At 55.1% G+C, this 22,473-nt stretch carries 12 protein-coding genes and 1 pseudogene; 8 read left to right on the top strand and 5 right to left on the bottom strand.

Annotation, left to right across the window (positions count from 1 at the left end):
- The first annotated feature begins 59 nt into the window (after window positions 1-59).
- The gene (locus H6F46_RS14750) at window positions 60-692 is read left to right on the top strand and encodes a class I SAM-dependent methyltransferase (protein ID WP_099535046.1); all 633 of its coding nucleotides are present in this window, start codon (window positions 60-62) and stop codon (window positions 690-692) included.
- A gap of 269 nt (window positions 693-961) precedes the next feature.
- Here H6F46_RS14750 and H6F46_RS14755 read toward each other — a convergent pair whose 3' ends face one another.
- Entirely contained in the window at window positions 962-2,032 is a 1,071-nt protein-coding gene (locus tag H6F46_RS14755) for a YdcF family protein (protein ID WP_190355514.1), read from the bottom strand.
- Window positions 2,033-2,959: 927 nt separating this feature from the next.
- On the opposite strand from H6F46_RS14755, the gene H6F46_RS14760 reads away from it, so the two are divergent.
- Window positions 2,960-3,199, top strand: a complete 240-nt coding sequence (locus tag H6F46_RS14760) for a hypothetical protein (RefSeq protein WP_190355515.1) — start codon at window positions 2,960-2,962, stop codon at window positions 3,197-3,199.
- A 781-nt stretch (window positions 3,200-3,980) separates the two neighbouring features.
- Window positions 3,981-5,066, top strand: coding sequence for a hypothetical protein (locus H6F46_RS14765; RefSeq protein WP_190355516.1), 1,086 nt, complete (start codon window positions 3,981-3,983; stop codon window positions 5,064-5,066).
- 32 nt (window positions 5,067-5,098) lie between these two features.
- Here H6F46_RS14765 and H6F46_RS14770 read toward each other — a convergent pair whose 3' ends face one another.
- Window positions 5,099-6,661 (bottom strand): serine/threonine-protein kinase, encoded by a 1,563-nt coding sequence (locus H6F46_RS14770; RefSeq protein WP_099535051.1) that lies wholly within the window; start codon window positions 6,659-6,661, stop codon window positions 5,099-5,101.
- A gap of 1,050 nt (window positions 6,662-7,711) precedes the next feature.
- Between H6F46_RS14770 and H6F46_RS14775 the strand changes: the two genes are divergently transcribed.
- The 5 genes from H6F46_RS14775 (at window position 7,712) to H6F46_RS14795 (ending at window position 13,646) form a co-directional block, all read left to right on the top strand.
- Entirely contained in the window at window positions 7,712-8,785 is a 1,074-nt protein-coding gene (locus H6F46_RS14775; protein WP_190355517.1) for a mannose-1-phosphate guanylyltransferase, read from the top strand.
- A 76-nt stretch (window positions 8,786-8,861) separates the two neighbouring features.
- On the top strand, window positions 8,862-9,353 hold the full coding sequence (locus tag H6F46_RS14780; RefSeq protein ID WP_190355518.1) for an EVE domain-containing protein: 492 nt from the start codon (window positions 8,862-8,864) through the stop codon (window positions 9,351-9,353).
- A 223-nt stretch (window positions 9,354-9,576) separates the two neighbouring features.
- Window positions 9,577-9,810, top strand: a complete 234-nt coding sequence (locus H6F46_RS14785) for a hypothetical protein (protein WP_099535054.1) — start codon at window positions 9,577-9,579, stop codon at window positions 9,808-9,810.
- Window positions 9,810-12,038 (top strand): polyphosphate kinase 1, encoded by a 2,229-nt coding sequence (gene ppk1 / locus H6F46_RS14790; RefSeq protein WP_190355519.1) that lies wholly within the window; start codon window positions 9,810-9,812, stop codon window positions 12,036-12,038. Before H6F46_RS14785 ends, ppk1 begins: the two co-directional genes overlap by 1 nt.
- A 66-nt stretch (window positions 12,039-12,104) precedes the next feature.
- Window positions 12,105-13,646 carry a glycosyltransferase family 61 protein gene (locus H6F46_RS14795; protein WP_190355520.1) on the top strand — a complete coding sequence of 514 codons (1,542 nt, stop codon included), beginning with the start codon at window positions 12,105-12,107 and terminating at the stop codon, window positions 13,644-13,646.
- A gap of 53 nt (window positions 13,647-13,699) precedes the next feature.
- Here the strand turns inward: H6F46_RS14795 and H6F46_RS14800 are convergent, their stop codons facing one another.
- The 3 genes and pseudogenes from H6F46_RS14800 to H6F46_RS14810 form a co-directional block, all read right to left on the bottom strand.
- The gene (locus tag H6F46_RS14800; RefSeq protein ID WP_190355521.1) at window positions 13,700-15,922 is read right to left on the bottom strand and encodes a calcium-binding protein; all 2,223 of its coding nucleotides are present in this window, start codon (window positions 15,920-15,922) and stop codon (window positions 13,700-13,702) included.
- A 1,184-nt stretch (window positions 15,923-17,106) separates the two neighbouring features.
- A complete protein-coding gene (locus H6F46_RS14805; RefSeq protein ID WP_190355522.1) occupies window positions 17,107-19,182 on the bottom strand; it encodes a calcium-binding protein in 2,076 nt (691 codons plus the stop codon).
- A 415-nt stretch (window positions 19,183-19,597) separates the two neighbouring features.
- A pseudogene (locus H6F46_RS14810) lies at window positions 19,598-22,300 on the bottom strand (phycobilisome rod-core linker polypeptide); the annotation flags it as partial.
- Between the last annotated feature and the right edge of the window lie 173 nt (window positions 22,301-22,473).

Genomic DNA, 22,473 nt, shown 5'->3' on the forward strand with positions numbered 1-22,473 from the left:
TTGATGAAGGGCCGTCTGACGGACGATTGCTATTGTCAATAATGTTTTAAGGATGCTTTGTGGCTACGATTCTACGGGATTTGAGTTATCGCTACCAGTGGCTATACGACAACATTTCGCGGGTGGCGGCCCTGGCGGTGGGCGGTGAGGGGCGCTTTCGTCAACTAGCGTTACAAAACTTCGATTGGCAACCGGAAACCCGGGTGCTGGATCTCTGTTGCGGTTGGGGGCAAACAACGGCGCTGTTGGTGGAGCGATCGAACTGCGTGACCGGGTTGGATGCTTCGCCCAAGGCCCTGGCCCGGGCCCGATCGGCTGTTCCCCAAGCCACCTATGTGGAAGCTTTTGCGGAAGCCATGCCCTTTCCGGACGGTAGCTTTGAGGTGGTTCACAGCAGCGCCGCCATGCATGAAATGGAGGCTGAACAGCTCCGCCAAATTTTTCAGGAAGTCCATCGGGTGCTGGTTCCGGGGGGGTGGTTTCTGTTTTCCGATTTCCATGCCCCCACCAACCCGCTGTTTTGGCCGGGGGTGGCCGCGTTCTTCTGGCTGTTTGAAACGGAAACGGCTTGGGAATTTGTGCAAACAGATGTGCCGGGTTTGCTGGAGTCGATCGGGTTTTGTGATGTGTCTCAAGCGTTTTATGCGGGTGGCTCGGTGCAAGTGCTGCGGGCTAAGCGTGCTGCGGGCTAAGCGCCCCGATTGGGCTTAGCCTTGCGAGTTGCTCATGCGATCAATTTCCGTGCGATCAATTCCCACGATCAATTCCCACGATCAATTCCCGTGCGATTAATTTCCAGACGATCAATCCCCACACCGGCTGGCCCAGCGTGGGGATTGATGAGCAATGGGTTGGTTTAGGTCGCCAAACGGTAGCCCGATCGCCGATCAAGCCCTTGAGATTCTGTTTCCTGCGGCTTGTTTAAAAGCCTGAAATTGGAGCTTGAAATGAGAGCCGGAAATTAGAGCCTAAACGGTGAAATCCAACCCCGCAGGAAGTAGAACACGCTTTGCAGGTATTCCGTCACCACCTTGGTGCTGACGGTGAGGCCTTCGGAGTTGGGAACCAGATCCGGAATGGAGAAATAGCGCCAGGGGATGGGGGTGATGTCCGGGGCATCGTAGGGCAGGGTGTAAAAGTCTGCCGGTTGCGGCACAACCCGGAAACCAACGGACTCAAACGCCAGGGTCGATCGCCGCATTTCGATCGCGGAGGTGACCAAGGCAATGCGGGCCCCCTGGGGGTTGGAACCAAACTCATCGCGCACATCCAGGGCGCTGTTGCGCACGTTCACCACTTCCCGTTTTTGGGCAATTTCGCTGCGGGGAATCACGATCGCGCTGGCTGGCACGCCCATTTCCTGTAACAACACGCTGATATCAGACGATTCCGCCGCCCGGCAGCGTGTGGCCGTGCCGTCTGGGTTCCGACAGTCGCTGCTCACCGGTCGCCAGTAAGCGTTCAGCTCCGGCCGGAACCCCGCGCTCACAATAATTCGATTGGCCCGGCCAGCGCGATACAGTTGCGCCGCCAATGTAATTCGATCGCCGCTTTCGGTCAGCTCAATGCGCTGTTGGCCAATCCCCGCCACACGGGTTGTGCCATTCCCCAGCAGCACGATCGCCTCAACAGATCCCCGATCGCCATAGCCCTGCATGGACACGGCTTCGCGCTCCAGTTGCCCCGCCAGTAAAAACCCGATTGCTGGGGTGCTAAACAGCAGCAACACCGAAAAGGCCCAAGCCGCCACCCCATTGGCCGTGAACTTGCCCGGCCCTTCGCGCAGCACCCAGCGCGAGAGCAACAGCAGCGACAGACCCAGAGGAGTCAGAAGCAGGGACAGAAGGCTGCCCACCGATTCTGAGGTGCGGCCACCGGGGTTCATAAACGCGATCGTCAGCAGTGCCGCGATCGTGACAATGCCAAAGCCGGTGTAGTAGGCCACCGGGATGAACTTGACCTGAAACAGGAAGTACCAGAGCAGCCAGCCGATAAACAGCCAAATTAAGATAAAGGTCAGGGTCTCAAACATTCCAAATCACCCACGTCGGCGATCGACCTACCGGTTAGTTTTAACCGCAAGTTTTAGGGCAATGGTAGAGGAATTTTGCCGCTTTGAAACCAGAAGCCTAACCCCCAGAGCTTTTTGAGCGATCGACTGCTGACCGTAAACGCCCCTCACCCATTGCTGATTTTAGAAATTCCTTAACAATTTCCTGGATCCAACAGATTGCCCTGATCGCCCCGTGGCCCCGTCCGGTGGCCGCCTGGTGGGCTGATCGACGACGGGAGCAACCCCAGGTTGGGGCCTGCGGCTGGGTTTGCGTCGTTTTGCCTGGGGCTGTTGTCTCCCTGCTGCGTGCCTGCTGCTCAGCACCTCAAACCGGTGAACGGTTCGATCGACCATTGCCAATCATGCTTAACCTGAATTGCTACACCAAGATTTCTGTGCTCAGCTCATGCAGCAAATGCAGCAATGTAATCAATGAACTTGGCAATCAATGAACTTAACGCACTGATCATGAGCTAAATTGTGAACCCCCTAAAGGCTGTATGGTGGTTAAATTTCGATTTGTTCTAGAATTCAATAAATCTTTAAAAGACTCTGCTTAACCTATTCTTGACGCTGCCGAATCGTGGTGTTATACCAAATTCGGCTGGGTTAATTTCCTGATCAATTAAGCGGATGATCTAAGCTAACCATCGAATTGTTGCTTACTCTTCAAAAAACGAATCCTGCGAATTGGGTCATTCATGAAGCAAAATCTTTGGGCCATCTTCTGAATGAAAACAACGAGCTATTCTGAGTTTTGATGGAGTGACAACAGCTTGATGAATTCTTCATCTTGGTTGATTTAAAGTCAACCTACGATCAGTCACAATTTGCAACCTGATTGCTCGCCAATTGTTGATGCTTTGTGATTACTCTTGATCAAATCATTCTCCACTGAGAAAAAATATGTCTGGAATTCGCGACGTTGACGGCGACCCCAACGGCACTTGGGCAGACTTGAGCTGGTCTGATCTCAGCAGCGAAGAGCAGTCCCTCTGGGGTGAGTTGGGATGGGATGAGTCGAGCTGGGAAGAAGATACGGATCCCCCAGCCAGTGATGATGAATATTGGGAAGATTTGAGCGCTGGCCAGCAAGCGGCTTTGACGAAGCTCGGCTATACCCAGGCCCTTTGGGACGAGGAATAAAGACTGCCTGAAATTTGCTTCCCCAAAGCTTTTTCACTGACAACGCATGAATATTTTGAAAACAAGGGGTTAATGCTCCTTGTTTTTATTTTATTTTATTTTTTGTTTTATCTCTTAGATCTCTTGTGTCAATTTCTTGTTTTACGATTTTGTTTTATCTCTTAGATCTCTTGCATCAATTTCTTGTTTTACGATTTTGTTTTATCTCTTAGATCTCTTGTATCAATTTCTTGTTTTACGATTTTGTTTTATTTATTTAGATCTCTTGCATCGATCACGATCCTTATCCTAAGCGTTAGTAGGGTGGGCACTGCCCACTTCATAATTGCTTCATGGATTCTGTGATATGGCGTACCAATCTTTCTGGGTAAAGGTTGTATTTTTAAATTTCAAATTTATCAAATTGATTTAACTGAATATTAGAATTTTTGGGCCTCTGGGTTGTGCTGTTTGCTTTCAAGGCTGGCTGGGTTTCCCAGGGGCAGGGCCTGTTAAGGTTGGTTAACTGGCCCGATCGGGAAAGCCAATCAGCAAACAGCAATTCAAGTTCCAATCAATTGCAGTTACTGGATTGGCGCGACGATCCATGGGAAGCACTATTGGGGAAAAACTCGCCTAGCAGGTGACATCCGAAAGACCGGCTCATGGTGACTTTTCCTGAGCAAGGTCTGGCCGATGCTGAATGAGTAGTAATCGAAAACGGTGATTGAAGACAGCAATTGAAGGCTTCAAGACTACTGCTTTTTGATTGCCCACAGCTAATGACCGATCGAGTTTGTCTATGTCTCCTGTTGCTTTGCGTTGGCGTTTGGGTTTGATTGTACCCTTGGGATTGGGTCTGTTAATGGGGGCTGTTGGGGAACTGGGGCAGCCGTCGATCGCCCAGGCCAATCCCCGATCGACCCCCGTGCTCAACACCAGCAATCAGTTACCCCCATCGGTGCGATCGCGCATCTTGGCAGCGGCGGCCCGGGATTTGGGTCAAGCGCCTGCAAACTTGACCATTCGCGAAGCCACCCGCGCCACTTGGTCAGACAGTTGCTTGGGTTTGGGTGGGCCAGCGGAACTCTGTGCCCAAATGCAAGTCCCGGGTTGGGCCGTTGAAGTGAGCGAGCGTCAATCCTGGGGGCCGCCCAGTTGGTTTTATCGCGCCGATCAAGCGGGTCAGATCATTCGCCAAGCGGTGGGTTCCCGATCGCTCACGCCAGAAGTGGAACAGCGGTTGCTGCGACAGGCGGAACGATCGCTGAAGTTGCCGTCTCGATCGCTCACCGTCACGGCCCTGAAGCGCAGAACCTGGGATGGCTGCATGGGGGTTTATGACGCGCCGCTCACGGCCTGCACCATGATTGCGATCGACGGTTGGCAAGCCATTTTGAATCAGGGCGATCGGGCCTTTGTGTTTCACCTCGATCGCGCGGCCAACCTCGTGCGCTACAACCAAGCCGCCAGCAACGGCACAACCGCCATTGCTCCCATGACCAGCGACCTCCCCACCCTCGGCAATGGGGAGCGATTCCAGATGCACATCACTGGCGGGATTGCCGGTCGCCAGGAACGTTGGACTTTGATGGAAGATGGGCGATTGGTGTGGCGCATCAACAATCAAGCGCCGGAGTTGGTGGGCCAACTGTCTGCCAATCAGCGAACGGAATTGGAACAGGCTCTGGATAACAGCATGTTGTCCAATCTCTCGGGCCTCAGCTACTTGCCCACACCGGGAGCCGCAGACTACCAAACGGTGACCCTGACCGATCGGGGAGTTTCGGTGCAATATGCCGATCTGATGCGCGATCGACTGCCCCAATCCATTCAGCAAGCGATTGGTGCTTGGGAACGGGCGATCGCCAGTCTACAAACTCCCTAGCCGATCGCGTCGGTCTTGGGTGGATTGGCCCCTCAAGACCGACGCAATCGCTGCTCAATTTGCTGCAAAATTTGGGGCTTGGCGCGATCCAACTCCTTACGCAGATAGGCCTTGCCCACCTGCGGATCCGCTGCGGGCATCTGTGAGCTTTGGTCAGCCCACTGACGCAGCATTTGGCAATTGGCCGCCGTTAGGTGAATCTTGGCCACATATTGGCAACTGTGGGGATCCTCAAGGGCAAAAAACAGCAACCGATAACAGCTCTGCTTGGCCAACTGCCGAGCCAACTCCAAATTGCGGGGCTGTTTCAAATCCAAATAGGACGGTAGCCATTTGGCCCGCCGCGTGCCATCCCCGATCGACATATAGAGCACCGTCAGCCACAGCACCATCGGATGGGGAGACATCATGCCCATAAACCGGCTGTAGCAACTGCTGCCCTCTTCGCTGGATTGGATGGCGCGAATCATTTGGCGCGGCAACATAATCCAAACCGTTGCCAACGGGTCGCCACTGGTGGGCAGCAGGTGAGGAAACACAATTTCCGCCACCGGTTTGCCCTTGGGCCAAGACTGCAACCGACAGAGCACATCAGGATCCGCATTGCTCGATCGACCCCGCGATTCAGACCCGCCCTCACCGCCGAGGGAAGCTCCGGGCAAGGTCGCCCGCTGGAGTGTGCTTTCAATGCGACGACTAATCAGCCGGCCGGGACTGTAGCGGTGTTCCATCGGCTCCAAGGCTTGCAAAATATCGCTCACGGACGCGGGGCGATCGTCCGGCTTTTTCGCCAAGCATTGCAAAATCAGTGACTCCAGCGGCTTGGGCACTTTCAGCCCCGGCCGCGCCTCCGCAAAGGTCATGGGCGGGCTGTCCCGGTGTACCTTATACCAACTGCCAAAGGAATGGGTTTCCGCCCGCAGGGGCATCTTCCCCGAGAGCATTTCAAACATCACCACGCCCAGGCTATAGATATCAGCCCGGCCGTCCAACTCCTTGCCTTCCATCTGCTCCGGTGAAGAGTAGGCCAGGGTTCCCATGAAGTGGCTGGTTTGGGCCGCATCCCCCTGCATGAGCTTGGCGATCCCAAAATCCAAAATCTTGACCGACTCACCCATGTCCGGATCTTGCACCACCAGCAGGTTGCTGGGCTTGATGTCTCGGTGGACGATCGGGCAGAGGCGATCCTCAAGCAAAATGCCCTGGTGAGCCGCCTGAAGTCCCAGGCAAATTTGATGGGCCAGATTGAGAAAACGCGGCAGGGGCATGGTTTCCCGCTTGAAGATCGCCCCCAGGTCTCGACCTTCGAGATATTCCATCACATAGAACGGAACCTCATCTTCGCTGACCCCGTAGTCCAACACCTGGACAATGTGCTTGCTTTTTTGCCCTAACAGAAAACAGGAGCGGGCTTCCCGTTTGAAGCGATCGCGCATTTTCTGGTTCAGCAAGGTTTGAGACAAAAACTTCACGGCCACGGGCGCATCCAGCAGGATGTGCTTGGCTCGGTAAACGCGACCCATAGCACCGCGCCCGATCAACTCATCGAGTCGATATCGGTCGGCTAGCACTCGGCCAAGATTCGGGTCGCTCATAGCGTCTGCGCTCTTCTGCTGGGCTGATCGCAAAAATTAGAAATCGTCAAATCAAACCAAGAATGCAACAAATCCGGTGAATCCTATCAGTATCCCCGATGCCCAGGTGGTGATGCCCAGGTGGCGATCGTCAATCCTGGGTATGCAGTCTTGGGTACTCAGGTACTCAGTCGGCGGGGCCAGACCGTGAGATCAAGCGTTGAAATTCTGCGGATTCGGTTGCACCCAGACTAACTGGTCTATTTCCTCGTCATGATCCTTGCCAAAGGAACTCGATCGAACACCCGAGCGAGCAGATGCCCGAGTGAGCAGATGCTTAAGGGAACGGATGCAACAGATCTAACTGATTTAACTGCTCCAATAGCCATATCTGACCTGATCAGAGCCATCAGGAGCCGCTCCCGAAGACCTGTCTAGAAGGCTAGGGTAAGCAAACCAACCAAAATTAAAGCAAAAAGTTGATGAACAATGCGATTGGCGGCAGGAGACCTTAAGGGCGATCGCCCGCCAGGAGTAGGGAAAAAATGGAGCGGCGGGGTTGGTTGAGGAGAGCTGGCAGGGAGAGGAAGCGTTGGGCCCGATTCCCCAATCATTGTCGCTTACTCCCAACTGATGGAGCAAAGGGGTCGATCGCGCCCTTGTGCAGAATTGGGCCCTTTGGCGGCTCAGTTTTGTGGCCCCGCTGCGAGTGGAGAGCGCGTCGATCACTTGTCGGTTGCAACTGTGGAAACGGTAAAAACCGTGCCGATCGCCTTGGGCCAAGCCAGAATTGGGGAAATCCAGTTTGCAGGCATCCGTGAAACGTTCGGAATGTGCGGAATATGCAGAATTTTTTGAATTGGCGCAATTTGCGGAACTTGCGAAATTTCTATCAATTCTGGGAATTGGTCGCATCCATCGTTAAGTTTGTGTTGAGCTTTGCCCCTAGAGTTTTCACCTAGAGTTTGCCCCTAGAGCTTTCATCGCGAGTCTGCACCTGAATTTGTGTCCGGTTGGGGGCCCGCCGTCTCCGCATTGGTTTTCCAGTTAAGTTTGATGGTCTTTGAACAAATGGTTGCTTCCTCAACTCCCCAGTTAATCCCGATCGTCTTGGCCGGTGGCAAGGGTGAGCGGTTTTGGCCCCTCAGTCGCCGTCAGTTTCCCAAGCAGTTTCTCTGCTTGGATGGCAGCGGCCGCAGTTTGTTGCAAGCCACGATCGATCGCCTGATTCCGTTGGCGGGGGCGGCGGAGCATGTTTGGGTTGTGACGGGTCAGCACCTGGAAGCCACGGCCCGCGAACAGTTGCCAGAATTACCGGCAGCAAATTTTGCGATCGAACCGGAAGGGCGCGACACGGCCCCGGCCCTGGCTTGGGCAACCCTGGAGGCGGCCAAGCAATATGGTGATGAGGCGGTGTTGGGCTTTTTCCCGGCGGATCACTGGATTGGGGACGGGGAAGCGTTTGCCCAAACCCTGGCGGCGGCGGCGACCTTGGCCCGCACGGAGGGGGTGATCGTCACCTTGGGCATTACGCCAACCCAGCCGGCCACGGGCTATGGCTACATCGAACAGGGCGAGGCCTTGGGGGACTTTGCGGGCCTGCCGGGTTATCGCGTCAGTCGATTCACGGAAAAGCCCGATCGCGCCCGGGCTGAACAGTTCCTCGCCAGCGGTCGCTATAGCTGGAATAGCGGCATGTTTGTGTTTCAGACCAAGACGGTGATTGCGGAATTAGAACGGCACGCCCCGGAAATTATTGAACCGCTGCGGGCGGAAGGGGTGGCCGCCTATGGCAAGGTTCCCAAGCTGAGTGTGGACTATGCGCTGATGGAAAAGACCGATCGCGCCTGCATTGTTCCGGCGGCCTTTGCTTGGGATGACTTGGGCGATTGGAATGCGATCGAGCGGCTGTTAAAGGGCGATCGGGCTAATGTGGATTTGGCTCAACATTTGGCTTTGGAGACAACCGGGGCGATCGTCTACAGCAGTGATCCCGAAGAGTTGGTGGTCACCATTGGCCTAGAGGATGTGGTGGTGGTGCGCGATGGGAATGTGACCCTGATTGTGGCGAAGGATCGCACCCAAGATATTAAGGCGGCGGTGAAGGCGGTGCAGGAGCATCCCGAATGGCTCGATCGGCTCTAGGGCATGTTTAGGTTGATGTCGCTAGGGATTTTAAGTTGTGTTTTAATCACAGAGCTTTGCTTGTGCTCGTTTTCCTATGGCTTTGCCCCCTGTGCCGGCCGCTTGCTGGCTGATTAAATCTGAACCCATAACTTACTCGATCGCCCACCTAGAGCGCGATCGACAGACCATTTGGGATGGCGTGCGGAACTATCAAGCGCGTAACTTTCTGCAAGCGATGCAGCCGGGAGATTGGGCGTTTTTTTATCACTCCAACACGGAGCCGCCGGGAATTGCGGGCCTGGCGCAGGTGGCCGTGGCCAAGGTGGTGGATCCAACCCAGTTTGACCCCAATAGCCCGTATTTTGACCCCAAGGCCAGTCCCGATCGCCCCCGTTGGTTCACGGTGGAGGTGGCCCATTTGCAAACCTTTGATCGGTTCTTACCTCTGGAATTGTTGCGATCGCAATTCACGGCCGATGAGTTGCTGATTTTGCGACGGGGAAACCGCCTTTCCGTTACGCCGGTCGATCGCCCCGTGGCTGAGCGATTGCTAATGTTGGCCAGCTCGCCTCAGACCGCGCCTTAAACCTAAATAGAAAGCTAAAAGAGAGCCAAACGGGGGCCCAATTGAACAAATTCAAATGGGGTCTCTCAACTCCATCAAACTCCATTTAATGCCAGCAGGCTGGGGGCTGGAGCGCCTGGCTCCGGCTTTGGGAAATTGCGCTTTAACCAAATTTTAAAGATAGGTTAAGCTGAGGCAACTGCCATTTTTGCTACGGTCGAGAGCGCGTCCGCCCCCAATCCCCATGATTAGCCAAGCCATTGCCCGCTACATCGAAGGTACCGACAGTTCCCACAAACCCTGGTTGCTGGTACAGCTTCGCCTTGCCAAATTGGAAGAGCAGCGCGATCGCCTTTCGCCAGCGGAATATTCCCAAGCCCTAGCGGACATTCACCAAGACTTGATGAATTTGGGTGAATGGTGGGTCGGTCGCGAACAGGAAATGTTTCGACCTCATGGGCCAGGCGGCAACGAGTAATGACTAGGGCGCAACGAGCTACCACGGAAAATCCCGATCGACCGGAATCGCAATCGATCGACCTGCACGATCCGCAGTACTACTTCAACCGGGAGCTGAGTTGGATTCAGTTCAACCGGCGAGTGCTGCACGAGTCTATGGACGATCGCAACCCCCTGTTGGAGCGGTTGAAGTTCTCTGCGATCTTCAGCTCCAACTTGGATGAATTTTTCATGGTGCGCGTGGCGGCCCTCAAAAAGCAGGTGGAAGCGGGCGTGGCCAAGCGGCCCCCCGACGGGCGATCGCCCCAACAGCAACTGGTTGAAATTGCTGAACACCTGCGCCCGATCGTGGCCGAGCAACATCAACACTACGCCAAGGTGTTGCGTCCCCTGCTGGCCGAACAGGGCATTTACCTGCTGGATTACGTTGACCTGAACCAAGAGCAGCGGGCCTATCTCCATCAGCTCTTTGAGGCGGAAATTTTCCCGGTACTCACGCCCCTGGCAGTTGATCCGGGTCATCCCTTTCCTCATATTTCCAACCTCAGCCTGAATCTGGCGGTGGTGGTGCAGGATCCGGAAACCCAGGAAGATCACTTTGGGCGGGTGAAGGTTCCCGAAAGCTTGCCCCGGTTTTTGCCCCTGGCGGCCGATAGCCTAGATCCGGCCACCCTCAGTGCCGATTGGGTGGGGGCCAATCCCGGTAAGCCGGTTTGGGTTTGCGTGGCGATCGAGCAAGTGATTGCTCACAACCTGGAAAGCCTGTTTCCGGGCATGAATATCCTGGAATATCAGCCCTTTCGGGTCACCCGCAACGCGGACATCGCCGTGGCGGAAGATGAGGCCGATGATCTGCTGCTGGCGATCGAACAGGAATTGCGAAAGCGGCGCTTGGGTGGTTCCGTGGTGCGGCTAGAGGTGCTGGACACCATGCCCACGGAAATTAGCGATCGACTGCTCGAAGAGTTGGAAATTACTGCCGAGAGCGTCTATCCCGTCACCGGCCTGCTGGGGCTGCGGGACTTCATGGCCTTTTTGGGCTTGCCCCTGCCTCACTTGAAAGATCCGTCCTGGAACCCAGTGATTCCTAAGCGGGTGCAGCGCCTGCCGGAACCTTCGGAAAATGTGCAATCCCCAGAGGAAGAGGAAGTCAGCGACTTTTTCACAGAAATTCGCCGCCAAGACTTGCTGCTACACCATCCCTATCACTCCTTTTCGGCCACAGTGCAGCGGTTCATCACGGAAGCAGCCCGCGATCCGAACGTGCTGACGATCAAGATGACCCTGTATCGCACCTCTGGCGACTCCCCGATCGTCCATGCCCTGATTGATGCGGCGGAAAACGGCAAACAGGTGGTGGTGTTGGTGGAACTCAAGGCGCGGTTTGATGAAGAAAACAACATCAACTGGGCCCGCAAGCTGGAAAGCGCCGGGGTGCATGTGGTTTATGGCTTGGTGGGACTGAAAACCCACACCAAAATTGTGCTGGTGGTGCGCAAGGAGCCGGAGGGCCTGCGCCGCTATGTCCACATTGGAACCGGAAACTACAACCCCAAAACCGCCAAGCTCTACACCGATGTGGGGCTGCTCAGTTGCCGGCCGGAGCTGGGAGCTGACTTGACCGATTTGTTCAATTACCTAACGGGTTATTCTCGCCAACGCGCCTATCGCAAGCTGTTGGTGGCCCCGGTGAACATGCGCGATCGGATGGTGGCCTTGATTCAACGGGAGCGCGACTGGGCCCGCCAAGGTCACCAGGGGCGGGTTGTGGTCAAAATGAATGCCCTGGTAGATCCGGTGGTAATTCGGGCGCTGTATGAGGCCTCCCAAGCGGGGGTGCAGGTGGATTTGATTGTGCGGGGAATTTGTTGTTTGCGGCCGGGTTTGCCGGGCCTGAGCGACCACATCCGCGTGGTCAGCATTGTGGGCCGCTTTTTGGAACATTCCCGCATTTTCTATTTCCACAATGGCGGCCAAGATGAGCTGTATATTGGCAGTGCCGATTGGATGCCCCGCAATTTGACACGGCGGGTGGAGGCCGTCACCCCGATCGAGGATCCCGATTTGGTGCAAGAATTGCAAGCCATTTTGGGTGTGATGCTGGCTGACACACGCAACGCTTGGGAACTACAGGCGGATGGGATCTACATCCAACGGCAACCCCTTGGCAAATCGGATCCCCAAGCGTCTCAGGTGGTGTTGATGCAGTTGGCGGAACAAGAAGCAGTGATGAAGGATGACGATTAGGGGTTGCCAGGGGTGGATCGGTTGCTAGTGGTGGATTGATTGCTAGTGGTGGATTGATTGCTAGTGGTGGCAGAGTTGCCTGATGCCGAAAACCCGGTGGCCGAAAACCCGGAGCCGATCGCCCCTGAACTGATGCGGCAACGGCTCCGATCGACCATTTGCGATCGGCCCCAGGACTCGGATTTATACGTGCAGTTCGCCCAAGTGCTGGCCCAACTGCAACGGTGGCCGGCGGCAGCCATGGCCCTGTGGCGGGCGGCGGAGTTGGCTCCTGCTAACTGGCGGTTGTGGCTGCAAGGGGCCCAAGTGGCGGAAGGGCTGGGCGATCGCCCGATGGCGATTCGGGCCTACTTGCGATCGCTCCAAGCCAATGGCAACGGGGCCACCTGCTGTTTTCGGGTGGCGCGGCTGCTGCGGGAATTGGGGCGCGATCGGGAAGCGGCCGACTGTGATCGCTGGCAACTGCCCCCCGCGATCGTCCAGGAATTTGCGCGGTTAGACTATCCCTTGCGGTTGTGTTCCGCCGCCGATTTACCCGCAGAACAAACCCGCTGGCTGGAGCCGATCGACCCCTACCCACCCCTCAAAGCTGCCCGTATGTTGGGGCCTGTGCATCCGCACTTGGCTCCAGACACGGCCCCCCAACTGCCGCCCTGGCCTCGCCCCGGAGTGGTGGCTATTCTCCAGGGGCGGGCCCAAATTTCCCAGTTGGGGATCTGCATCACCACGGCCGATCATCAAGTTATTCAGGAACTGTCTTCGGGGATTGCGCCTTTGCAGGCGGTGAGCCAGCCACCGCCTGTTCGGAAACTGTCGGGCACGGCGGCCTTTTTGTCTGTGCGGTTTCGGCCCAACTATTGGCATTGGATGGTGGACTGTTTGCCCCGGTTGGCTTGGTTGGCGGAGGCGGGGTTTGAGCGATCGGCGATCGATTGGTGGGTGTTCGATCGCCTCGACTATCCCTTTCAATTCGCCACCCTGGAGCGCTTGGGCATCAACCCCGATCGCGTCGTTTCGAGCGATTGTCATCCCCACCTGCAAGCCGATCGGCTCTTGGCCTTGCCGCCCTTGGGCCGCTGTACTCCCATTTCCGACAACACTTTCACTCCCCAGACCCGCGACTTTTTGCGACGGGAATTTTTACCGCTGGCCACGGCGATCGATCCGGCCCACTGTCCCGATCGGCTCTACATCACAAGGCGCAACAATGTGCAGCATCGCCGGTTTTTAAACGAAGCGGAAATTTTGCCCCTGTTGACCCAGCGGGGGTTTCAGGCGGTGGATCTCGATGGTCTCAGTCTGGGTCACCAAGCCGCCCTGTTCCAGCGGGCCCGTGCCATTGTGGCTCCCCATGGCGCAGGTTTGACCAATTTGGCCTACGCCGAACCGGGCACAACGGTAATTGAGCTATTTCCACCGCGTTATGTGGCGAATTTCTTTTGGTTAGTGGCCAACTGTAGCCATTTGAACTATTGGGCCCTGTTGGGGCGCGAAACGTTGCCACCTTTGCCGATCGGGGATTGGATGGCCCAGGCCCAAGCCTATCGAGATGACTTGGAAATCGATCCTCAGGCCCTGGCCACCATTCTCGATCGGGCAAATCTATAGAAATCAGCCAACAGAAATCAGTCAACCACTGAACGCCCAATCATCCAGCAAACCTAGACCAAAGCTGGAGCGAGATCGGCTGCGGTCAGTTGGTTGGGTGTGAGGTTGGCGATCTTGGCCAGCAGCGTTGTGCCGTTGCTGAGGTTCAAAAAGCCATCGCTCACGGTCAGGCTGAGGGATCCAAAACTGAGTCCGGTGGGCAAAACGAGCCGATCGATTCCATCTTCAAAATCGAGAATCGTCTCAGTGCCTTCACCAATCACAAAGCGATCGCTCCCTGTGCCGCCGATTAGGGTGTCTTCGCCCCGATCGCCGCTGAGCAAATCATCGCCATCGCTGCCAAACAGGAGATCCGCTCCCCGACCGCCAAAGAGCAGATCGTTACCAGTTCCGCCGCAGAGGGTATCCGCCTGTTGGTTGCCAAAAAGTGTGTCGTTTCCGTCACCGCCACAGAGCAGATCCGCGCCTGACTCTGCCGTTTCCCCGGGCGTACTGCGATCGCCAAAGATCACGTCATTACCCGCACCGCCCAACACTGTATCTGCGCCCAGGTCGCCCGAGAGGAAATCATTACCCACCTCACCATTGAGCCAATCGGAGTCCCGACCGCCAAACAGGAAATCATCCCCTTCGCCACCAAAGAGATAATCCGTGCCCTGTTTGCCGCTGATCAAGTCATTGCCCGCCAGCCCCAAGAGATGGTCACTGTTGGGAGTTCCGGCCAAGGAATCATTGCCCTCAGAGCCAGTTTTGGGAGAGATGGACTGGGGAATGGTGGGATCCGTCAACGTATCGCAAGGACAAACGGGCAGTGTCCGATCCGAAAGCGGCGTGGAATCAACGAGCAGTTTGCCAACGAGCGGGAGGCGATAGGATTGGGGGTCGCCGTTGGTTTTGAGAACAAACTGTCCTGAGTAGTCGCCTGCTTTGCCACTGAGCCTGAGGGTGATGGGAACTGCCTGACCCGGTAGCACCACTTCTGGTAGCGGGCCAACCAAGCTGAAGCCGTTGGGCAGTTCGAGACCCAGAATTTTGAGGGAATTGGGGCTGAGGCTGGTGATCGTCAGGGTTTGGAAGGGATTGCCGCTATCTTGGTTAGCCCCGAAGCGGACGGGAACATCCGTGGCGTTGAGCAGGGTGGGGCCGTTGTTGCCGAGGTTGATGGAGAAGTAAGCCGGAGCCGGGGGAGCCGCCACGATCGGGCTGCTGGGCGCGGGCGCAGGAGCGGGGGTAGGAGCGGGCCCCGGCGCAGGAGTGGGAGTTGCGGGTGGCGCGTCGTTGTCGGTGATGGTGACGTTCGCGGTGGTGGTAGAACCAAGCTGAATGCCGCTGCTGGGGCCAGAAATGGTGAGGGTGGCGGTTTCAGTGCCCTCGACCAAGGCATCATCGAAGACGGTGAAGGTGACGGAGCCAGTGGTTGCCCCGTTGGGGATGGTGATTGTGGTGTTGCTGAGGTTGTAGTCCCCGGTGGTGATGCCCGTACCGGTCACGCCGAGGGTGACGGTCTGTGCGCCACTGACCGCCGCACTGGCGGTGGCGGTGACGGTGATGGCGGTGGCGGCGGCTTCAGAACCAGAGGCGGGGCTGACGGAGAGATTGACTGTAGGTACAACAGAACTAATGGTTGCACTTACTTGGTTAGAAGTGTTCTTGATCGGTACACTGGGATTGTTTACATCTTCATAAGTTGCACTGGCAATGTTATTAATCCCCTGACCAACTGTTGTCTGATTAACTTGCCGCTGGAACGTAAATGTTCCCGAACTTCCTGGCGAGACCGTTCCAGTTAAAGTGTTTGCATACTTAGTGACATCGCCAGTGGCCGTATTGCCACTTTGTTCACCACCCAAAAGATTATTAGCAAGACTGCCACTAAAATATTGAATTGTTCCGCTTGTTGTCTGTACCGAACCAAGCACATGCTTAGTATCAATTACAGCATCGCCATCGTTATCTTTTGCCCAATTATTTTGAATCCCATCTTCAGTAATGACTACATTACTGGCAGTCAAAATCACATTCCCGCTTCCGACTTGGCTGTCAGAAATGTTTTTGTACTGCACAACGTACTCAATAATATTGCCTGGTGCAGGTTGCTTGGGGGATGTCGAGAGAGTTCCATCAGTTCCTTGAACAGTTGGCCCAGTTCCCTGCAAGATCCGCGATTGTTTTAGCTGCTGAAGAAATCCAGTATAGAGACGGTTAATCGTATCGTTTTTTACCGAATCGTCTGCTTCGCCGTTACCATTGGCATCAATGAATGCCGTGATGGGCACAGGAAAACCCCGCTCAATGTTGGTATCCGTTGAAAGAGGTGTACTGGCGGGCAGATCAATACTGACTGTATAGTCAGCAGTTGCGTTGACGGCTAATGGCCCAATTTGAACGGGGTTAAATGAACCTACTGGGTTACCGTTTACAATGCCGCTGCCGCTTGTATAGTTAAAAACTGTGCCATTGTATGTGTAGATAGCAGATGCAGAGCCATAGGAAATGGTTACGATCGTACTGCTGGGCAAGTCAGTCAAGTTGGCTGGTGCAGAAGGTCGTAAAGAAATATAGGCTGCAGAAGTACCTGTATTCTTAACCGTGTTAGTGAAGGAAACTGCTCCTGGGTTGATGGTGCTTCCCGGCGATAGAGTTGCACTAACTTGGAAAGATTTATTGGTAAAGTCGTCGCTGTTACTTGTTGGCCCAATTGCATCAGGAGAATTGCTAGGGCCGTTGACAATATTTGGTGACATGCCAGAGAAATGGTCTGTAGTTGTTTAGTGCTGGAAAATGATTTGGACTACGTTTGGCAAAAACTGGGTGATGTTGTGATCAGCCAGGCAGATCACTAAATCTTTGGCATCAGTCAACGTAGATCACCCCAAGTTTCATCAGAACAGATCGTATTAGTGACAATTCTGACCAAGAGTGCCGAGATATCCAGCAAGCGAGAGAGATAATTCCTTCCCAGTCTTGTATAAATTAACTCCTAGGAAGAGTCAAGACTAGATCTCAAGCTTGATGAGTTGTCTAAGAAAGTTCTTTTATATACAATCAACTTGCATCGATTTACGGATCAAAAAACTTGAAAAAGTTCGAAGAAAGTCGATTTTCAGGCAAAAAACAAGATCAAGTTCTAATTGGTTAGATGTTAAGTTTAAAGAAAAGCTCAATTTGGTCGAAAAAAAGCTTGATTTCTAGATAAATAGATTTAGTTTTATAAAGTAGATATTTGGTTGATCTCAAAAAGGTACTTAAATGAAATCATTCAATTAAAGTTTGATTGTTGGGGGATGGATGATAAGCAAGATTGTACAAAGCCAGCTCAGACGAAGTGCCTGTCTAGGATTGGGGTTTGATCTTCGCCTGGTTTCGGTTGTTCAACAATCAGAGGTCTTCTCCGTAGGTTTCAGGAATTCTACGGAGAAGATGATTGCAAATTGTCCGCTTGTGATGATTCAAAACGAACCTAAGCCGGAGCGAGGTCTGCTGCGGTCAGTTGGTTGGGTGCGAGGTTGGCGATCTTGGCGAGCAGTGTTGTGCCATTGCTGAGGTTTAAAAAGCCATTGCTCACCGTCAGGTTCAAAGAGTCGAAACCCACACCCAAGGGCAAAACGAGGCGATCGATGCCGACTTCAAAATCGAGAATCGTATCAGTGCCTTCACCAATCACAAAGCGATCGCTTCCTGTGCCGCCGATCAGGGTGTCTTCGCCCCGATCGCCGCTGAGCAGATCATCGCCATCGTTGCCAAACAGCAGATCCGCTCCCCGACCGCCAAAGAGCAGATCGTTACCAGTTCCGCCGCAGAGGGTATCCGCCTGTTGGTTGCCAAAGAGCGTGTCGTTCCCGTCACCGCCCGCCAGCCAATCGGTTGCTGCGCCACCCCATAGCCAGTCAGAGTCACCTAGCCCCAAGAGTTGGTTGCTTTCGGCATTGCCCCACAGGATATCTGCGCGATCGGAACCAGTTTGGGTGCGATCGGGCATCAGCAAGGGCGGTTGACACCCATAACCGCTGTCCCCGATCGGGAAAGAACTGAGGCTGGGGGGAACCTGTCCAGCAACCGGGAAATCATAGATTGCCGGTTCGCCGTTGGTGCGCAGCACAACGCGCCCGTCATAGGTTCCCGGTTGCTCCGTGAGTGCCAAAGTTACTGGGAGGGTGGTGCTGGGCAGAACAACGGGCGGCAGGGGTTCCAAAATGGAAAAGCCCTTGGGGAGTTGCAAATCCAAGAGCTTCAGGGGTTCTGAGCCAATGTTGGTGATGCTGATCACCTGTTGGGGCCGGGCTGCGCTGTCTGTGGTTGCTGAGGGTTGGGTGAGCTGTATGGGGGCGGTGGTGTCGTCAAGGATGATTGGCCCGCCCCGATCGAGAGTCACGATCAGTCGAGGCGGCAGGGGCGGCGGTGGGGCGATCGGGCTGCTGGGGAGAAGTTCTGGGCTGGGGGCGATCGGGGCCGGAGCCACAAAAACTGGAGCAACAGGAGCCGGAGCCAAACCACCAGCCGGACTCAGGGGACTGGGGGAGCTGATGGCCCCGTCGTTATCTTCAATCTCGATCGTTTGTACCAGGCTGCTGCCGGGGGTCAAGCCACTGGTCGTTGCTTTCAGGGTAATGGTGGCAGTTTCGGTTCCTTCCACCATCGCGTCATCCATCACCGTGAAGGTGACGGAGCCGGTTGTGTTGCCGTTGGTGATGCTGATTTGGGGTTGGCTGAGCTGATAGTCTTCCGGGGTGATGTTTGCCCCGCTGACTTGGAATTCAATGGTTTGGTCACTGACAACGGCCCGGGAAGCGGTGGCCGTAACGGTGATGACGGTTCGATCGGTTTCGGTTCCTTTGTTGTGGCTGACCGAGAGATTGACGGTGGGGTTGGGTGTGCCGGTGAGGGAGAAGTCATCGATCGCCAAACCATGATCATCCCCCGTGTCATTTCGCTCCACCCAACGAAGCCAGAGGGTGTCATTGTGGGCCCAGCTCAAGCCGGACAGTGCGCCTCCAACGCCCGCAACCCGCCCTGCAACATTCCCGTCAACCATGCCAGCCGTTTCAGTGGCAACGGGCGAAGTCCAATTGAATCCACTGCCCGGCGCTGTCCAGGTTGGAACGGTTGTGAAACTGCTACCAAAGCCATATTCCAACACCATGGTTTGCGCAGTGGCGTTTCCCCCATTTCGCCACTGTTCACCCGCAAAGGAAATTGTGAGATGATTAATCATCGTGCCAGTGGTGTTTTTGGCCGCAAACGCGATCCATCCGGCAATGTTTCCGCTGGCAGGACTCCCGAAATATGTACCGCCTGAGCCAATGCCGCCTAAGGCTCGATCGCTCTCTTCATTGATGCCAAAGCTATAGAAATTGCCTGTGTTGTCGTTGCCTCGGCTCGATCGATAAGATTCTAAATCTTGGCCAGGAGCGGGCTGGCGAAACAAATACCAGCCGAGCAGCGTAGTGTTATTAGTCCAATCTAGCCTACTGTTAGAACCACTCGAATTGAGAGTGTCGAAGTTCTGACTATAGGAACCGCTAAATGAAATAGCCATTGATGCACCCTGGCTTCAAATCTTTTGAATGACGGGTTGTTTAAGTTATGAAGTCGGTAGTAATTTTATCTTGAATAGGATGATGATTGGTATCACAAAGAACGGACTCTAGGCGAGCTATGCTTATCAGTCATTTGAACAGTCATTACCATAGCGACCATCAACAGTGCCAAAAACGCAAAAACAAGGAGCGAAGGCCCCTTGTTTTCAGCAGTCTTGAAAAACTGGCTTAAAAGGTATGTTTAATTGGTCTGAGTCGATCGGCAACCATCCAATCAGGCTTGAAATTGAGAAGCCTACACCCGATCGCCCAGCCTCAGCGAGCGATCGAATGTAGGAGCATTCACAACCTCAAATTCAACAGAATCACCTGTCAGAAAAGACCCACAGAATCCGCGCTTTAGGCACGGCTCAGGGGCGTTGCCGGCACAAAGCTCGGCACCACCACATCGCTGTTCTGTTTGGTCAGTTGGTCATACAACCGGTTGGTGTTCGGGAAGTTCGCCGCTGGCAGCGTCGGGAACCGGCGATAGGGAACCGTATCCTCACCGAAGCACTCCGCATATTCCGGCGTGTTCAGCATGGCCGACACAAAACCCTTCAGACCTTCCGTCGCCAGAATTTGGTTGTACTTGCGGATTTCCACCTGGTTCAGCGGTGCCCGACCCAAGAAATGCTTCAGACCCAGTTCGATCACCTTCGTGTTCGGATAGGGGGCATAGAATTCCTTGGTGTACAAGCGAGAGCCGCCCAATGACTCGATGAATTCCTTCATCGTGATTTCGCCATTGCCCAGCTTGCTTTCCAGCGCCGTGAACTCAGCCCGCACGATGTAAGGATCCAAGTCGCGCTCAAAGACCTGACGATAGGCCGCCGCGATCGCCGTTTTCAGGGCCACCTTGTCGGTCGTGGTCGTCAGCTTGAAGGTCTTGGTTTGCTCGCGACGACGGCTCACCCCTTGGCCAGCGCGGTTGCTCGCATCCCCTTCCGTACGGATCGAGAGCGGTTGTCCCAGCTCCACAAAGCGCGGTGCTTCCGGTTCCGGCTTGGTCAGCACGCCCTTGAAGCCCAAGTTACCCGGACGAGTCGTGCGCAGGGCTTGGCCACCCGCCGTCAGATAGCGTTCGTAGGGAACCGTATCTTCCCCAAAGGCTTCCGCATATTCCGCCGTATCGAGAATTGCATCAATCAAGGCATAGAACCCTTGCTTGGCACAAATGTCGAAGTACTTGTTGGTTTCGTTGCGACCGTAGGTGGGGCGACCCAACAGGCGACGGTGAATATATTCCACCGCCTTCATCACGTACAACGAACTCCAGTAGGTCTTGCGGAACAAATCCGACTTGGCCAACTGACGAATGAATTCCTTGACCGTGATGTTGCCGTTTTCCAGCTTGATTTCCGCCACCGTCAGGCGCTGGCCTTCATACACATCGCGGCCAAACACTTGCAGGTAGGCAGCGCGGATGACGGCTTGGGTGGTGCTTTCCGAGAAGCGAATGCTGGCGGTCTTCACCGACTTGCCAATCCCGGGCAACTGATCCAGCTTGAACACCTTGGGCCCCATCGAGCCAGGAGCCTTGCCCACTGCACCCGGGTTGCTCAGTTGGTTCTCAATCCCGGCACCACGCTTGATCAGAATCCGGCGGGTATCCTTGCCAAAGGGCGCAGGTCGGTTCTTGGGATTGCGGGTTTCTTTCGGGAAAATTGCCCCAAACTGAATTTCCAGCGGATCATTACCAACCCCGTAGGGATGCTGATCGCGCAGGGGTTGCACATAGTCCCCAAAGGTGGTGATGAATTGGGGAACCTTGCGGAAGGGGGCGCTGTAGTTGAACAGGTCGATCTGCGGGCCCCAGTTGCGGCACTCTTGGGCTTCTTGACCCAGACCACGCAGGTAAGGCACGGTTTCTTCGCCAAAGTAATCCGCGTATTCTTGCGAATCGACCAGGGCATCGACCAGGGCCGCCAAGCCGCCACTCGAGACGATCGAGAAGTACTTTTGCACTTCTTCGCGGGACGAAGGGCCACGACCCAGAATGTGACGGAAAGCAAGTTCCAGAGCACGGCTGTTGATGAACGGCTCAAAGAACTGCTTGCGGTACAGGGGCGACTTGGCCAAACGGCGGATGAATTCCTTCATGGAAATTTCGCCGTTTTTGACCTTGGATTCCAGGTCAGAAATTCCCAAGGAGTAAGCGCGGGTGATGTCGCGCTCAAACACTTGGCGATAGGCCGCTTTCACCGCATCGTTCTTTTCGGTGGCCGACAGGCCGGGCTTCATCGCGTACTTAACGCGCTTTTCAGCGGCGTTGGCGTAGATTTGCGGCAGGGCCAGACCCTGTTGATCCGCCGAAGGCCGCTGACGCACCTTGTTGGACGGTGTGGGGGCCTTGAACTCCGTTAGCAATACGTCAAAGTATTGCTTGACGATTTCCGTGGCGTTGGCATCATCGCGGAAGTAGGTGAGGGCCGCTTGCTTCATGCCCTCGATCGCCACGATCGTGGCGGCCGTGGAACAGGCGTTTTCGATGATTTCGCGCAGACCACGGGTGTTCACGGCGATGATCGTCGGGTCACCGGCCACGATCGCGTAGGTCACATAGCGCAGAAACCAGCTCATGTCCCGCAGGGACTTTTGCATGTTCCGGGGGCCATAGCGGGCAACACTAATGGGCCGGAAGCCAGCGGGAATGGGCGCGGAGGGGGTCAAGAAAAAGTCGCGCAGACCACTGAACAGGCCACCGCCGCTGCTCTTGGCTTCCACGTAGGTGACGGTGCCGAAGGTCATGCCTTCCTGCACCGTCTTGGCTACGGGGTTGGTGGTGGTGGCCATTACCGGTTCATCCGTTGGCGGCTTTTCCAAGAAAGCCAGGGGCGAACCACCGGTAAAGATCTTGTTGGCTGCTCGCGAGACGATGATTTCGGCGTTAACCGTCAGGACTTGAGCAATGGCCAGTCGTTGAGCACCGGAGCTAAAGAAAGTTTTAAGTTCGCTGAGTTCCGCTGGGGCTAGGTAGCGATCTTGTTGTTCTGCTTGGGAAATTTTAGATACGGGAACAGTGCTGTAGAGCTGCGGACGGGCAACCGAGCTTCCACCACTTGCTTTAACGCTCATGAGATTCTAATGGTCCTTTTCTAAGTCAGGTGAACGACCGTACCGGGTTCTGTGACATTGGACAGAACCTTTAGCCCTTAGCCTCAGGTTGGCTCGACGCTGGCAACCCTCAACGGCTGTCGGCGAACATGGAAGGGACGATCTCAACTCAATATGGTTGTGAATCCACCCAT

The sequence above is a fragment of the Limnothrix sp. FACHB-1083 genome, assembly GCF_014696485.1.
In the GTDB taxonomy this organism is placed as follows: domain Bacteria; phylum Cyanobacteriota; class Cyanobacteriia; order CACIAM-69d; family CACIAM-69d; genus CACIAM-69d.